Consider the following 14,628-nt stretch of genomic DNA (forward strand, 5'->3'; position numbering starts at 1 on the left):
AGGCGCCGTTTGGGCGCTCAATCGCCCGTGCAAGTGGGCGACAGGCGGGCGTGATGGCAAGGTCTGACAAGATTGGGCGCAGAATCAGGCGCCGTGCCGCCCCATTCTGGGCGAGATGGAGGGTGCCGATCGTTACGACCGGCATCTGCTATCTGATTGCCTATCTTGTCTCAGCGGCGGCTTTTGGTGTCGTCGTCGAGCCCCTGCGCGCCATTCCTGATTTCATGACCCTCTCGCTCATCGCCTGCCTCGTTTTCACGGCGACGCGCCGGACTTGGGCCTATGCGGCTTTCATGGCCCTGCTGATCGGTGCCTTCTTTGTCGGCTCCAGCGCCAAGATCGCGTTTCTGGGTCGGCCGGTCATGCCCGACGACGTCTACAGCGTGGTGGCGCTGGTTCGCATCATGGGCTGGCTCGGCTGGGTCGTCGTGGCGCTGCCCTTGCTGGTGATGGCGGGCCTTTTGCTCGGCAATCTGCAACTTCGCGGGCGCGCAGCGCAGAAGGCGCTCGCTATCCTGGTCGGTATTCCGCTCGGTCTCGGCGCGCTCGGCGATTCAGCCCTCAGAGGTGCCGACATCGCGATCGGCAACCATCCCTGGGATCAGCGCGAAAACTTCACCATGCGCGGGCCGACACTGCACATGCTGCAGGAGACCTTGCGCGCCTATGCGACCAGGAAACCGGCGCCCAGCGAAGCCGAGGTAGCCGCGGCCATCGATCGTTTGGACGATCAATCGGGCGGCAGCAACCAGGCGATGAATGGTGCGCCTTTGGTGCCGATCAATTTTGACCAGTCAAAACCACGCAACGTGCACATCATCCTGCTGGAGAGTTTCTGGGATCCGACGCCCCTGCTGTCCAAGGATCGCACGACGCCGTTGTTGGATCCGCGCTTCTATGCCTTGTGGGACGAGACAGGCCGCAGCACGGCCCTGTCGCCGACCTTCAGCGGCGGCACGGCCAATGCCGAGTTCGAGGTACTGTGCGGCGTTCCGGTCGACAGCTGGGCGGTGAAGTTCGAGCAGGGCTTCAACACCGTGCCGTGCCTGCCGGCGCTGCTCAAGGACCAGGGCTATCGCACAGTGGCCTCGCATCCGAATGCGCCTGGCTTCTGGAACCGAACCACGGCCTATCGGCGGCTTGGCTTCGAGACCTTCTGGTCGAAGGGTGATTTTGATCTCGACGAGATGATCGTCTGGATGCTGTCAGATAGATCGCTCTATCGTCAGATCGCGGCCAAGCTGCAGGCGGAAACCGAACGGCGGCCGGTGCTCAATTTTGTCGTGACGCTCTATGGTCACTGGACCTACGACATGGTGCCGGAGCGGCCGGCGGTGGTGCCGATCGATCCTGAGCGTACCGAGCTCGGGCAATTTGCGACCGCCATGCACTACAAATCAATCGAACTCATGGACGAGATCGAGCGGTTGCGCCGCGACGATCCCACAGCGCTTATCGTCGCCTTCGGCGACCACTTGCCGAATCTCGGCTATAACTGGGGCGAGTACAAGAACAACGGCTTCTTCGCCGGTGGCTGGGGCGATTTTCCGGCGGATATGTATGCGCGCTCGCGCGCGACACCCCTCATCGTCATAGATGGCGCGAAAGGGCCGCAACGGCTCGGCCAGATGCCGCTTTACCTGCTCAATCAGCTGGTGGTCGAGCGGCTTGGCATCGTCCAGCCGAATATCGGCGCGCTGGTGCCGCCGCCCAAGGACCTCATCGTCCGCCCAGTTCCCGATACGGTGATCGGCTTCGATGCCCAGCAACAGCCTTTCCTGTGCAAACAGGCCGAAGCAGTCGGCGACTGCGGCAAGATCGCCACCTGGCTGGAAGATGTCAAACTGGTCGCACGTGATATCTTTGATGGCGACGGACACGCCCTGTCCTTGATGTCGCGGCAGCGTCACGACGTGACGGCCCATCTCCAATGATCAGGACGGGCAGGCTATCCGGCGGTCATCGTCTGCGCTGGCTGCTGCCCCTCATCTCTACGCTCGTCCTCTATGCGGCCGCCTACGTTGCTTCTGCCTGGCTGTTCAACGTGGCTATCGTCCCGCGCCGCGTCCCAGCCGATTTTGCGGCGCTGTTGGGCATTTCACTTCTGGTTTTTGCCGTTTCACGCCGCGTCGTTCTGTTCCTGCTGCTCCAGTCATTGCTGGTGGCGACCCTTTACCTGGGCAGCGCCGCCAAAAGCGCCATTGTCGGCCGGCCATTGATGCCCGATGACATCTACAGTCTCGATGCTTTCATCCGATTGATGGGGCCTCTTGGATGGCTCGTCGCCGGAATTCCCTGCCTGCTGATCCTGGGTCTCTTTATCGGCAACCTTCACATCCGGGGGCGCTTGCGCCACGCGGCTTTTGCAGCCGTCATCGGCCTGCCGGTCACTGCCCAGGCCGGATCGACCGGCCTGGTTGACTGGATGGATGCGCTGTGGGGTGACAAGCCCTGGGACCAGCGCGAAAACTTTGTCTGGCGCGGCGGCACCATTCACCTGCTGCAGGAATTGATCCGGACGGCCGCCCTGGTGCGACCGGCACCTGACGCTGACGCCGTCGAGGCGGCAATCGCCCGGCGCCTGGATGCGGCTGACCTCGATCCCTCGCCCGTGGGCGCAAAGCCCCGCAATCTCCATGTCGTGCTGGAAGAGAGCTTCTGGGATCCGGCACCGCTCACGGCCGCCGGGCTACGGCAATCGCCGCTCGATCCGCGCTTTCTGGCAATGTGGGCGCAGGCCGGACATTCGACCGCAATGTCGCCGGCCTTTGGCGGTCAGACCGCCAATGCGGAATTTGAAGTGCTGTGCGGCTTTCCGCTGGCGCAAGGAGCTGTTCGTTTTGAGCAGGTGCTCAACGACGATCTGCCTTGCCTGCCCCGATTGCTGCGGGAGATAGGCTACCGGACCGTGGCCTCCCATCCCAACACGCCAGGTTTCTGGAACCGGCAGGCAAGTTATGACCGGATCGGGTTCGAGACCTTCTGGTCGATCGGTGATTTTGTCCAGGACGACATGACATCCATCTTCCTGTCGGATGCGTCCCTGCATCGACAGGTCGCCGAGAAGCTGAGCGCCGGGCAAGATAAGCGGCCGGTACTGGACTATATCGTCACCTATTACGGCCATTGGATGTACGACCTTGATGCGGAGAGGCCGCAGGTCGTCGACAGCAAGACCGAGGTCGAAGACCTATCGCGCTATCTCAGTATCGTGCACTGGAAGTCGCGCGAGATGATGGACGCGATCGAGCGCTGGCAGCGCGAGGATCCCGATTCTCGTTGCAGCTTGGCTCGCTGCCGATGTACCGCCTGTCCTCGGTACTGCTGGGGCTTCTCGGACTTCCGGCCAAGGGAATTGCCGATCTTGCAGCACCACCAGCGGATCTTGCGCTGCGGCCGCTCCCTGGGCATGTGGTTGGTGTCAGTGGCGACGGGCAGCCCTTCCTGTGCCAGGGCAATGACCGGACCCCGCCCTGCGATGCGGTCGCCGCCTGGCAGGCGGATACGGCAATTCTCGCCCACGACATCTTTGCCGGATTTAGTCATGCCAGCGACTGGCAGGGCCAGGTCCAGCCAGATCTCATGGCCAGAATGAAATGACGATCACCCGCCCGCTTCTTGTCACTGATGTCGACATCGTTCAGGACATGGTCCTGGAGTTCGGTGCTTATCTCACCGGTCTCGGCGATTCCTGGCGGCATAATTTCACGGCCGAACGCTACCTCGCCGATGGCTTTGGACCCAATCCGGCCTTTCGCGGATTCCTCGCCGAAGGTGACGGGCAGGCCCTGGGCTATCTGCTCATGGCACCCAACTATGATGTCGATCAGGGCATCCGCATCGAGATTGTGATCGATCTTTGGGTGCGTCCGACCGCGCGTCGCAGCGGAGCCGGCCGTGCCCTGATGCGGGCTGCCGGGGCGTCGGCGCTGGCGGCCGGCGCCAAGCAACTGCTCTGGTCGGTTTATCGTCCCAACCGCCTTGCCACCGACTTCTACCTGGCCATTGGCGGTCAAATGGTGCGCGATCTCGACTGGATGTATCTGGACCTCGTTGAGCCGGGCTGATCCACGCGCCGTGGATGCCGAGGTCAGTGGCGCGACAGGGGCTAGCCAGATCGGCTAGACTGACAGGATGCCGATGCCTAGATCGCTGCCAATCCTGGTCACCATGATCGTCCTGCTGCTATCGGCAGGGCCTGGTTTGCAATCGGCTGCGGCCCTTGAGATCCGAGGTCACCACTTTATCGACCAGGGACAGATCCTGCGCCTCAAGGGAATTGCCATGGGCGATGTCGGCGATCTGCCGGCCAATGAAGACCCCTATCCGGAGATCGCCCAGGAATGGGGCGCCAACGTCGTGCGCCTGTCGATTCATCCCGGCTACTGGCGCGACGATTCCGTGGGAGCCCTGGCGCGCTTGACGCAGCATGTCGAATGGGCGCGCGCGGCCGGGCTCTATGTCATCATCGACTATCACGTCATTGGCTGGCCGGACGGTTACATGCAGAAGTTCTTCGTCGCGGGCGATGCCGAGACGACGGATTGGTACGATACGCGCATGTCCCTGGCGCTCGACTTCTGGCGCGCCATTGCCGGCACGTTCAAGGACGACGACATCCTGTTCGAATTGTGGAACGAACCGGTTTCGGGCAATGACGAGGATATGACCGGCGACGGCGCGCGCTGGCGAAAACTGACGCCCTATTGGCAGCAGTTGACGCATCTCATCCGCGGCCAGGGCAACAGCAATGTCATCCTGGCTGCCGGATCGCAATGGGCCTTCGACCTGTCCGGCATCGAAGACTATCCGCTGCCCGACGCCAACACCGCCTATGTCTGGCATGTCTATCCACGCGACGATCTCAAGGACTGGGAGAAGGGCCTGGCCAGTCTGGCCGAGGCGAGGCCGATCATCGTCACCGAATGGGGTTTTGAGCCCGGCGCCAAGGAGCACTGGTCGGGAACGGCAAAGAGCTTCGGCGAGCCTTTCGCGGGCATGATGGATGGCTACGGGCTGTCCTATACAGGGTGGTGCTGGAATGTCGATTACGGCCCGAGCCTGCGCAGCAGCGACGGCAGGTCGCTCACGCCCTGGGGCGCATTCCTCAAACGCTATCTGCGGGTGAATTGATTCCGCGCAGCGGGGCCGGGTGCCAGCGTTTCCGGGACGAGGTTGGGCAGGCGAATGATGACGCTGGTGCCTTGATGCAGCGCTGAACTGATCGACAGTGTCCCGCCATGCAGTTCGACCAGGGATTTGGCAAGCGGCAGGCCGAGGCCCGAACCCGTGTTCTGGCGCGCATAGGCGTTGTCGAGCTGGCCGAAAACGGTGAGGGCGCGCGGAATGTCGGCCTCCGCCATGCCAATCCCGTTATCGGTGACGGAAATCTCGACGCCACTCTCGATCCTGGCCGCGCGCATGGCGATCCTGCCGCCACGTGGCGTGAATTTGAGGGCATTCCCGAGCAGGTTGACCAATACCTGTTTGAGGGCGCGCGGATCGGCCTGGACGATCAGGCCGGCCGGGATATCGTCAGCAACCAGCGCGAGGTCTTTCTGTTCCGCCTGCACCATGATCAGCGCCAGGCAGTCGTCGACCAGCGTGCGGACCGGCAAGGTCTCGCGGTAGATCTCCATCCGGCCGGCCTCGACCTTTGAGAGATCAAGGACCGAATTGATGAGCGACAGAAGATGCTGACCGCTGGTCCAGATGTTGCGGGCATATTCGACATAGCGCGCCTCGCCCATGCGCCCGAACAGTTCGAGAGCCATCGCTTCCGAATAGCCATTGATGGCATTGAGGGGCGTGCGCAATTCATGGCTCATATTGGCAAGAAACATGCTCTTGGTGCGGTTGGCCCGTTCCGCCGCTTCCTTGGCAGCGCGCAGCTCCACGGTCCGGGCGGCGACCTGGCGTTCCAATTCCTGGCGCGCGAGGTCGACTTCGCTATGGCGCGACCTTTCCTGTTCAACCTCCAGCCGCAGCCGATCGAGCCTGATGTCGGTCCGGCTGTTCATCAGGTCGGCTTCGAGCCGCCGCAAGGTCTTCAAGTGCTCAAGCGCCAGGACCACATTGCCGCCGCGCTCGCAGATCTGCGCGAGTTCAGAGTGGCATTTTAGAGTGAGGTCCTGGATCCCGGCGAGCACGGCCGTCTCAAGCGCTTCCGAGAGCAAAGCCTGTGCCTGGCTGAAATCACCCAAGGCGTCGCGGGCGCGGCCGAGATGCATCAGGCAGCCGACGCGCTCATAGGGTGACTCGGCGCGAGCCAGGGCATGGCGCGCCGTGGCCGCCGTAGCGAGACTGGCGGCGCCATCCCCCTGGCGGGCTTGCGCCAAGGCCGCCATGCTGTGGCAATAGGCTTCGAGATTGCTGTTGCCGATGGTACAGACCTGCTCGAGTACGCGACCCACCGTGGCCAGCACGCGCGTGTCGTCGCCAGCCTCCAGGCAGGCATCCAGGAGGCCGCCACCAAGATGCGCCTGGGAACGCGTGATGGCCATTTCCGGCGGCAACTCATCCAGCAAGGACAACCCGTTCTCGAAGGCAGCTATGGCTTCGGCATGATAGCCGCGCCGACGCATGATGTTGCCGGTATCTTCAAAGCAGATGGCCCTGAAATGGGTCTCGTTGATCTCTTCAAACAGAGCGAGGGCGCGCTGGTTACTGTCCAGGGCCTCGTCGAACAAGCCGACTTCATCATAGATCGCCGCATAGGTGCGAAGCGCTATTCCCTCGTGCAGCCGGTCGCCAGACTGCCTGAAGAAACGGAGGCTGTCTTCCAGATTGGCCTGTGCTTCGCCATATCGACACATGACCCGCTGCTGCCGGGCGCATTCCAGCTGACAGCGCGCGACAAGCTCCGCATCACCATCACTCAGGGCCAAGGCAAGCGCTTTCAGAGTCAGCCCCAGGGCCTGCGCGTGACTCCCTTCAAACGCATTCTCTGCTTCCGCAAGCAGGGCAACTATGGTCGGTCTTGCATCTTCCGGCATTGCCTCTTCGATTCCGACCTTCCGCGAGACTACATGTGGATTGTCTTGCTGCTGATGGCGAGTGCCGCTTCCTTGATCGCCTCATTGTGCGTCGGGTGGCCGTGGAAGGCGCGGGCGACATCCTCCGCCGACGCCTGAAATTCCATCGCCATGACGCATTCATGGATCAAGGTGCCAGCACCCGGGCCAAGAATATGGGCGCCGAGCAGCCGATCGGTCTTGGCATCGGCCAGCAGCTTGACGCTGCCATCGGTATCGCCTGCTGCCTTCGCCCGCGCATTGACCATGAACGGGAACTTGCCCACCTTGTAGGCGATACCGGCTGCCTTCAATTCCTCCTCGGTCTTGCCGACCGAGGCGAGTTCCGGCTGGGTATAGACGATGTTCGGACAGGTGTCGTAATTCACATGGCCCTTCTGGCCGGCGAGAATCTCGGCCAGGGCAACACCTTCTTCCTCGGCCTTGTGCGCCAGCATGGGGCCGACGATGACATCGCCGATGGCAAAGATGCCAGGGACATTGGTCGCGAAATGGCCATTGGTGGCGATGCGGCCCTTCTCATCCAGCTTCACACCAGCCTTGTCGAGGCCGAGGCCCTCGACATAGGGGCGCCGGCCGATCGAGACCAGCACGATGTCGGCGACGATGCTTTCTCCAGTACCGCCCTTCGCTGGCTCGACAGTCAGTTCGGTCTTGGCGCCCTTGGCTTTCGCGCCGGTCACTTTCTGGCCAAGGCGGAACTCGATACCTTGCTTGGCGAGGAGCTTCTGGAACTGCGCACCGATCTCGGTGTCCATGGTGGGGACGATGCGGTCGAGAAATTCGACCACGGTCACCTTGGCCCCCAAACGTCGCCAGACGGAACCGAGCTCCAGGCCGATGACGCCCCCGCCCACCACCACGAGATGCTCCGGCACCTTGTCGAGGGTGAGAGCGCCGGTCGAGGTCACGATTTTCTTCTCGTCGATGGTGAGGCCGGGCAGCGGAGTTGAATCCGAGCCCGTCGCGATGACGATGTTCTTGGCGGTCACCACCTGCTTCGTCTCGCCGCTCACTGCAACCTTGCCGTTACCCTGCAGGGTGCCGGTGCCCTTGAGATAGGTGATCTTGTTCTTCTTGAACAGGAACTCGATGCCCTTGGTGAGTTCACCCACCACCTTGTCCTTGCGCGCCTGCATGGCGGCAAGATCGAGGGCGACGCCGCTCACCTTGATGCCATGGGCCGCCAGGTGATGACCGGCCTCTTCATATTTCTCGGAAGACGCCAGCAGGGCCTTCGAGGGAATGCAGCCGACATTGAGGCAGGTGCCGCCGAGTGCGCCGCGCTTTTCGATGCAGGCGACGCTGAGACCCAGTTGCGCCGCCTTGATGGCGCAGACATAGCCGCCTGGACCACCACCGATGACGACGACGTCGAAGGATTCTTCAGCCATAGCCTAACTCCCTTGTGGCGCCGGCGCGCCGCTTCGTTTCTCTACGCGGTCTCGTCTCTAGATCTGCGGCCCGCGGATCAGAACGACGGCTCGTTCATTGCGCGGACCATACTTCGCCATGTTCATGAAAGCCGCATGCGTGGCAGCGCGGCCGGTCTGGAATTTTGCGGTCTGACCCTTGTTGCGCGAGATCCAAGGGTCATTGATATAGACTTGGCTGTCGTCGCTGTCCGCGAACACCACCCAATGCGGGGTATTGTCGCCGTGGAAGGCCTTGGTCGACACGAGAACAATGGGCACGGCACCCTCGGCGCGGGCCTGCGCCAGATCGGCTATATCCCATTTGCGCTTCTCGACCGGCATGCCCAACTCCCGCACGCTGGCCTCGTCAGCTTCCTGCATCAACTTGCCGGCCTTCCGCCATTCAGGCTTCTTCTGGTAATCCAGCAGCACGGCACCCTTGTGGCTGACCCAGATCTCGGCATGGAAGCCACGGCGCCAGGCGGCCAGGGCGATACCGTAAGGCGACGAGCCGGCATGGCCGGCACCCATGTAGACGGTGTTGGCTTCCCGCCAGACCTGCAACTCATGCACCCGGTCGAAGGGAATATCCTTGTCCAGCCCACGCATCGCCATCAGCAGCGACGCAGCCCCGCAGCTGAAATCGGTGGTCTGATTGTAATAGGGCAGCCGCCGCCGTTTCGACTTCACGACGGCGACCTTCTTAGCGCTCTTGCTCTCGGCGGCCGATCCGGGTTTCCGCTTTGCGATCGCCATCTCACATCTCGATCAGCAGGCGCTGCGGATCCTCGAGGCTTTCCTTGAGGCGCACCAGGAAGGTGACGGCCTCGCGGCCATCAATGATGCGATGATCATAGGAGAGGGCCAGATACATCATCGGACGGATCTCGATCTTGCCGTCGATGACCATCGGGCGCTGCTGGATCTTGTGCATGCCGAGGATGGCCGATTGCGGCGGATTGATGATCGGCGTCGACATCAGCGAGCCATAGGTGCCGCCATTGGAGATGGTGAAGGTGCCGCCGGTCAGATCCTCGATGGAAAGTTTGCCGTCGCGGGCCTTCTTGCCAAGCTCGGCAATGGTGCTTTCGATGCCGGCAAAGCTCATGGCGTCGACGTCGCGTACAACCGGGACCACCAGTCCCTGTTCGGTACCGACCGCGACGCCGATGTCGTAATGGTTCTTGTAGATGATGTCGCCGCCGTCGATCTCGGCATTGACCGCCGGAATCTCCTTCAATGCCTGGATGGCAGCCTTCACGAAGAAGGACATGAAGCCCAGCTTCACCTTGTGGCGTTTTTCGAAACCTTCCTTGTACTTCTCGCGGAGCGCCATGACGGCCGACATATCCACCTCGTTGAAGGTGGTCAGCATGGCGGCCGTGTTCTGCGCCTGCTTCAATCGCTCGGCGATACGCTTCCTGAGACGCGACATCGGCACGCGCTCCTCGCGCTCACCGAGTGCCCGCGGGACATGGGGCGCCGCGGGGGCGGCCGGCGCGGCAACTGCGACCGGTGCCGGGGCGGCAGCGGGGGCCGACTTCTTTTCTCCAGATGCTCCAGCACATCCGCCTTGGTCAGGCGGCCGTCCTTCCCGCTCGCCGAGATGTCGGCGGGATTGAGGCCGCTTTCCTCGATCAGCTTGCGCACGGCGGGGGCCAGGCGATCATCGCCACTGGCGACCGGGGCGGCTGGCGCCACCTTGGCGACGGAAGGTGCCGGTGCCGCGGCGGCCGCAGGCGCCTTGGCGGCGGGTGCTGCGGCCGCGCCACCGGCGGTGATATTGCCGATCAGTGTGCCGACGGCGACCGTGGTGCCGGCGGGAGCGATGATCTCACCCAAGGTGCCGGCGACACTGGCGAAGACCTCGACAGTGACCTTGTCAGTCTCCAGCTCGACCAGCGCCTCATCCTTTTTCACGGCATCGCCGACATTCTTCATCCATTTGGCGACCGTTGCCTCGCTGACCGATTCACCCAAGGCGGGAACCGTGATCGGGGTTGTCATTCTCTACCTCCAGAAGCCGATGATTTGGGGCGATGCCAGGGACGTTTCGTCAGCTGAAGCTGAGCGCTTCGTCGACCAGTTTCGCCTGTTCCTTGATATGTCTCTTGTAAAGGCCGGTGGCGGGCGAGGCCGAAGCGGGCCTACCCACATAACGCACGCGGCGCTGTTTGGTGCCAAGGGTCTCCATTACCGTGTCGATTTCCGGCGCCACGAAGGTCCAGCCACCCATATTCTTGGGCTCTTCCTGGCACCAGACGATCTCGGCGCCGGGGAAACGGGCCAATTCCTTGTTGAGCGCCTTGTCCGGGAAGGGGAACAATTGCTCGACGCGCATGATGTAGACGTCGTCAATTTCACGCTTCTCGCGCTCCTCGAACAGGTCGTAATAGACCTTGCCGGAACACAGCACGACCCGCTTCACCTTCTTGTCGACGAGCTTGGTGTTGTCGTCCCACAGCAACCGGTGGAAGCTGGTGCCAGGGCCCATCTCCGAGAGCTTCGAGACCGCAAGCTTGTGCCGCAGCAGCGATTTCGGGGTCATGACGATCAGCGGCTTGCGGAAATTCCGATGCAGCTGACGGCGCAAGGCATGGAAGTAGTTGGCCGGCGTGGTGAGGTTCACCACCTGCATGTTGTCATCGGCGCAGGATTGCAGATAGCGCTCCATGCGGGCGGATGAGTGCTCCGGCCCCTGGCCCTCATAGCCATGGGGCAGCAGCATGACGAGGCCCGACATGCGCAGCCATTTTGATTCGCCCGATGAGATGAACTGGTCGATGATGACCTGGGCGCCGTTGGCGAAATCGCCGAACTGGGCTTCCCACAGCACCAGGGTCTTCGGTTCGGCAAGGCTGTAGCCGTAATCGAAGCCAAGCACGCCGGCTTCGGACAATGGGCTGTTGATCACCTCGAAGAAGGCCTGCCCGTCGCGAATATGGTTCAGGGGAACGAACTCGTCCTCGTTCTCCTGGTCGACCAGGGCCGCGTGCCGCTGGCTGAATGTGCCGCGCTTGCAATCCTGGCCGGAGAGGCGAACGCCGAAACCCTCATCCAGCAGCCCGCCAAAGGCCAGGGCTTCGCCGGTCGCCCAGTCGATGCCTTCGCCCGTCTTGAACATCTCTTCCTTCTGGGCGAGCTGGCGGGTGATCTTGCGGTTGAGATTGAACGTTGCCGGGGTCGTGGTGAGCGCCTTGCCGATCATCTGCAGTTTTTCATCGCTGAGCGATGTCTCGCCTCGGCGATCGTCACCTGACGCCGCCGCAAGGCCGGCCCAGGCGCCCTCCAGCCAATCGGCCTTGTTGGGCTTGTAGGAGGTTGATGCTTCAAACTCGGCTTCCAGCCTGGCCTGGAAGGCGTTCATGATGCCATCCACCTCCGCCTGGCTCATCGTGCCTTCATCGATGAGCTTTTGTGCGTAGATCTGTCGCGTGGTCGGCTGGGTGGCGATCTTCTTGTACATCAAGGGCTGGGTGAAGGCCGGCTCGTCGCTTTCGTTGTGACCGAAGCGGCGATAGCAGAACATGTCGATGATCACGTCGTGATTGAACTCGTGACGGAATTCCATGGCAATGCGCGCGACATGCAGCACGGCTTCCGGATCGTCGCCATTGACGTGGAAGATCGGTGCCTGCACCGCCTTGGCGACGTCCGAGCAATAGGGGCCGGAGCGCGAGGCAGTCGGGCTGGTGGTGAAGCCGATCTGGTTGTTGATGATGAAGTGGATCGTGCCGCCGACCTCGTAATCGAAGAGCTGGCTGAGGTCGAGGCATTCCGGGACCAGGCCCTGGCCCGAGAACGCGGCGTCGCCATGCAGCAGCAGGCCCATGACCTGCTCGCGGTTCTTGTCCTTGCGCTGGTCCTGCTTGGCGCGAACCTTGCCGAGGACGACCGTGTTCACGCATTCCAGATGCGACGGGTTGGCGGTCAGTGACAGGTGCACGATGCGGCCGTCGAACTCGCGGTCGGCCGAGGTGCCGAGATGGTATTTGACGTCGGCCGAGCCCTGCACGTCCTCCGGATTCGAGGCATTGCCCTGGAATTCCGAGAAGATCGCCGCATAGGGCTTGTTCATGAAATTGGCAAGCACCGACAGACGGCCGCGATGGGCCATGCCGATGACGACTTCCTTGATGCCGAGCTGGCTGCCCCGCTTGATGATCTGCTCAAGCGCCGGGATGGTGGTTTCGCCGCCATCTAGGCCGAAACGCTTGGTGCCGGTGTATTTCTTGTCGAGGAAGTTCTCGAACATCTGTGCTTCGGTCAGGCGCTCGAGGATGGCCCGCTTGCCACGATCCGTGAAGTCGCGCTGGTTGCGGCTGCCTTCCATCTTCTGCTGCAGCCATTTGCGCTGATCGGAATCCTGGATGTGCATGTATTCGACGCCGATCGACCCGCAATAGGTCTGGCGGAGCGCGTGCATCAATTGTCGGAGCGTCGCCGTCTCGAAGCCCATGGCGCCATCAAGGAAAATCTCGCGGTCGAGATCGGCATCGGTGAAGCCGTGGGTGCGGTAGTCGAGATCGGCATGCTTCTCGCGCGGTTTCAGATCGAGTGGATCGAGATTGGCTTCGAGATGGCCGCGGACACGGTAGACGCGCACCAGCATGATGGCGCGGAGGCTGTCCTGGGCCGCGCGCCGCTGCTCCGCCGCGCTGACATGCCCGCCGGCAAAAGTGCGAATGCCGCTGTCCATGGCGGTGCCATTGGCGCTGCCGTTGCCGCCACGGTCGCCCTTGCGGGCGATTTCAACGTCGCGTTCGCGCGGTGCCCAGCTGGCGCCGCGCAGGTCCTTCAGCGCGAGCGGCGCCTCTTCCTTGAGATCCTCGAAGAAGCCGCGCCAGGAAGCGTCGACCGAGTTGGGGTCGGCGAGATACTTCGCATAGAGCTCTTCGATGAAGGGCGCGTTGGGACCGGAAAGAAAATTGGCGATTGGCTGGTTCATAGTTCACCCGTTTGGGCCGATGCCCTGAGTAGGTCAAGCCACCAAAAGGTCTAGCCCCTGTTACCCAAGGCCTTCAGGAAAGCAGTTCTGGTTCAGTAGCCCGGTAGCTGGGTCTCATGCCCATTTGCCCGGGAGGGGATCTCCCCTCAGGAAATTGCCTGATTATGCCGGCGAGAACCCCGCGGATATTTGCGCATGGGATGGTTACCCAATGGTTACGATTTCCCGCAGCACACGGCCGGAGAAGGACTTTTTCCAGATAGCAACCAGATCCCGGGATATCAACCCGGGATCTGGCATGGCAGTGGTGTTTGGTCGGTAACCGGACCCATTTGGGATCGGCAGCACCCTTACTTGCCCATCGCTTTCAGCATGGACGAGCCGAGGCTGGCGGGGGAATCGGCGACTACGTAGCCAGCCGAGCGCATGGCTTCGATCTTGTCGCCCGAACCGCCCTTGCCACCGCTGATGATGGCGCCGGCATGGCCCATGCGGCGGCCCGGAGGCGCCGTGACGCCGGCGATGAAGCCGACGATGGGTTTCTTCTTCTTGGAGGCCTTGTAGAACTCGGCTGCGTCTTCCTCGGCATTGCCACCGATTTCGCCGATCATGACGATGCCCTGGGTCTCGTCATCGGCCATGAACAGTTCCAGGCAGTCGACGAAATTGGTGCCGTTGACCGGGTCGCCGCCGATGCCGATGCAGGTCGACTGGCCGAGACCGGCCGCCGTCGTCTGCGCCACGGCTTCATAGGTGAGCGTGCCGGAACGCGACACGATACCGATTTTGCCCTTGCGGTGGATATGGCCCGGCATGATGCCGATCTTGCATTCTTCCGGCGTGATGACGCCCGGGCAGTTGGGCCCGATGAGACGCGTGCCGGAATTGGCCAGCGCGCGCTTCACGCGCACCATATCGAGGACCGGGATGCCCTCGGTGATGCAAACGACCAGCGGCAGCCTGGCGTCGATTGCTTCCAGGATCGCATCTGCCGCGAAGGGAGGCGGGACATAGATGACGCTGGCATTCGCGCCGGTCTTGGCGACCGCGTCGATGACCGTGTCGAAGACCGGCAGGTCGAGATGCTTGGTGCCGCCCTTACCGGGGGTGACGCCGCCCACCATCTTGGTGCCATAGGCAATGGCCTGCTCCGAATGGAACGTGCCTTGCGCACCGGTGAAACCCTGACAGATGACTTTGGTGTTCTTATTGACGAGTACGGACATGATTC

9 protein-coding genes and 1 pseudogene are annotated in these 14,628 nt (G+C 62.4%); 4 read left to right on the forward strand and 6 right to left on the reverse strand.

The window, feature by feature from the left end; translation table 11 throughout:
• Positions 1–122 precede the first annotated feature (122 nt).
• The 4 genes from IPK59_15135 (at position 123) to IPK59_15150 (ending at position 5,133) form a co-directional block, all read left to right on the forward strand.
• Positions 123–1,934 (forward strand): LTA synthase family protein, encoded by a 1,812-nt coding sequence (locus IPK59_15135; protein ID MBK8160038.1) that lies wholly within the window; start codon positions 123–125, stop codon positions 1,932–1,934.
• Positions 1,931–3,595, forward strand: coding sequence for an LTA synthase family protein (locus IPK59_15140; GenBank protein ID MBK8160039.1), 1,665 nt, complete (start codon positions 1,931–1,933; stop codon positions 3,593–3,595). Before IPK59_15135 ends, IPK59_15140 begins: the two co-directional genes overlap by 4 nt.
• Position 3,596: 1 nt before the next feature.
• Entirely contained in the window at positions 3,597–4,067 is a 471-nt protein-coding gene (locus tag IPK59_15145) for a GNAT family N-acetyltransferase (GenBank protein MBK8160040.1), read from the forward strand.
• A gap of 73 nt (positions 4,068–4,140) precedes the next feature.
• Positions 4,141–5,133: a cellulase family glycosylhydrolase gene (locus tag IPK59_15150; protein ID MBK8160041.1), complete on the forward strand. Its 993-nt coding sequence runs from the start codon at positions 4,141–4,143 to the stop codon at positions 5,131–5,133.
• On the opposite strand, the gene IPK59_15155 is transcribed toward IPK59_15150, so the two are convergent.
• The 6 genes and pseudogenes from IPK59_15155 to sucD form a co-directional block, all read right to left on the reverse strand.
• Positions 5,115–6,995 (reverse strand): tetratricopeptide repeat-containing sensor histidine kinase, encoded by a 1,881-nt coding sequence (locus tag IPK59_15155; protein ID MBK8160042.1) that lies wholly within the window; start codon positions 6,993–6,995, stop codon positions 5,115–5,117. The two genes, IPK59_15150 and IPK59_15155, sit on opposite strands and share 19 nt — an antisense overlap.
• Before the next feature lie 29 nt (positions 6,996–7,024).
• Positions 7,025–8,428 (reverse strand): dihydrolipoyl dehydrogenase, encoded by a 1,404-nt coding sequence (locus IPK59_15160; protein MBK8160043.1) that lies wholly within the window; start codon positions 8,426–8,428, stop codon positions 7,025–7,027.
• Between the two features lie 57 nt (positions 8,429–8,485).
• A complete protein-coding gene (locus IPK59_15165) occupies positions 8,486–9,205 on the reverse strand; it encodes a peptidase C39 family protein (GenBank protein MBK8160044.1) in 720 nt (239 codons plus the stop codon).
• 1 nt (position 9,206) lies between these two features.
• A pseudogene (gene odhB / locus IPK59_15170) lies at positions 9,207–10,456 on the reverse strand (2-oxoglutarate dehydrogenase complex dihydrolipoyllysine-residue succinyltransferase).
• A gap of 49 nt (positions 10,457–10,505) precedes the next feature.
• Complete coding sequence (locus tag IPK59_15175) at positions 10,506–13,397, reverse strand: 2-oxoglutarate dehydrogenase E1 component (GenBank protein ID MBK8160045.1); 2,892 nt, start codon at positions 13,395–13,397, stop codon at positions 10,506–10,508.
• Positions 13,398–13,747: 350 nt separating this feature from the next.
• The gene (sucD, locus tag IPK59_15180; protein MBK8160046.1) at positions 13,748–14,623 is read right to left on the reverse strand and encodes a succinate--CoA ligase subunit alpha; all 876 of its coding nucleotides are present in this window, start codon (positions 14,621–14,623) and stop codon (positions 13,748–13,750) included.
• Positions 14,624–14,628: the final 5 nt, after the last annotated feature.

It is taken from the genome of Rhodospirillaceae bacterium, assembly GCA_016712715.1.
Classification (GTDB): Bacteria; Pseudomonadota; Alphaproteobacteria; order Dongiales; family Dongiaceae; genus Dongia.

Coding starts and splice junctions, on each gene's coding strand:
- IPK59_15140 (MBK8160039.1), top strand. CDS start 1,931: ATGATCAGGACGGGCAGGCTATCCGGCGGTCATCGTCTGCGCTGGCTG.
- IPK59_15145 (MBK8160040.1), top strand. CDS start 3,597: ATGACGATCACCCGCCCGCTTCTTGTCACTGATGTCGACATCGTTCAG.
- IPK59_15150 (MBK8160041.1), top strand. CDS start 4,141: ATGCCTAGATCGCTGCCAATCCTGGTCACCATGATCGTCCTGCTGCTA.
- IPK59_15155 (MBK8160042.1), bottom strand. CDS start 6,995: ATGCCGGAAGATGCAAGACCGACCATAGTTGCCCTGCTTGCGGAAGCA.
- IPK59_15160 (MBK8160043.1), bottom strand. CDS start 8,428: ATGGCTGAAGAATCCTTCGACGTCGTCGTCATCGGTGGTGGTCCAGGC.
- IPK59_15165 (MBK8160044.1), bottom strand. CDS start 9,205: ATGGCGATCGCAAAGCGGAAACCCGGATCGGCCGCCGAGAGCAAGAGC.
- IPK59_15175 (MBK8160045.1), bottom strand. CDS start 13,397: ATGAACCAGCCAATCGCCAATTTTCTTTCCGGTCCCAACGCGCCCTTC.
- sucD (MBK8160046.1), bottom strand. CDS start 14,623: ATGTCCGTACTCGTCAATAAGAACACCAAAGTCATCTGTCAGGGTTTC.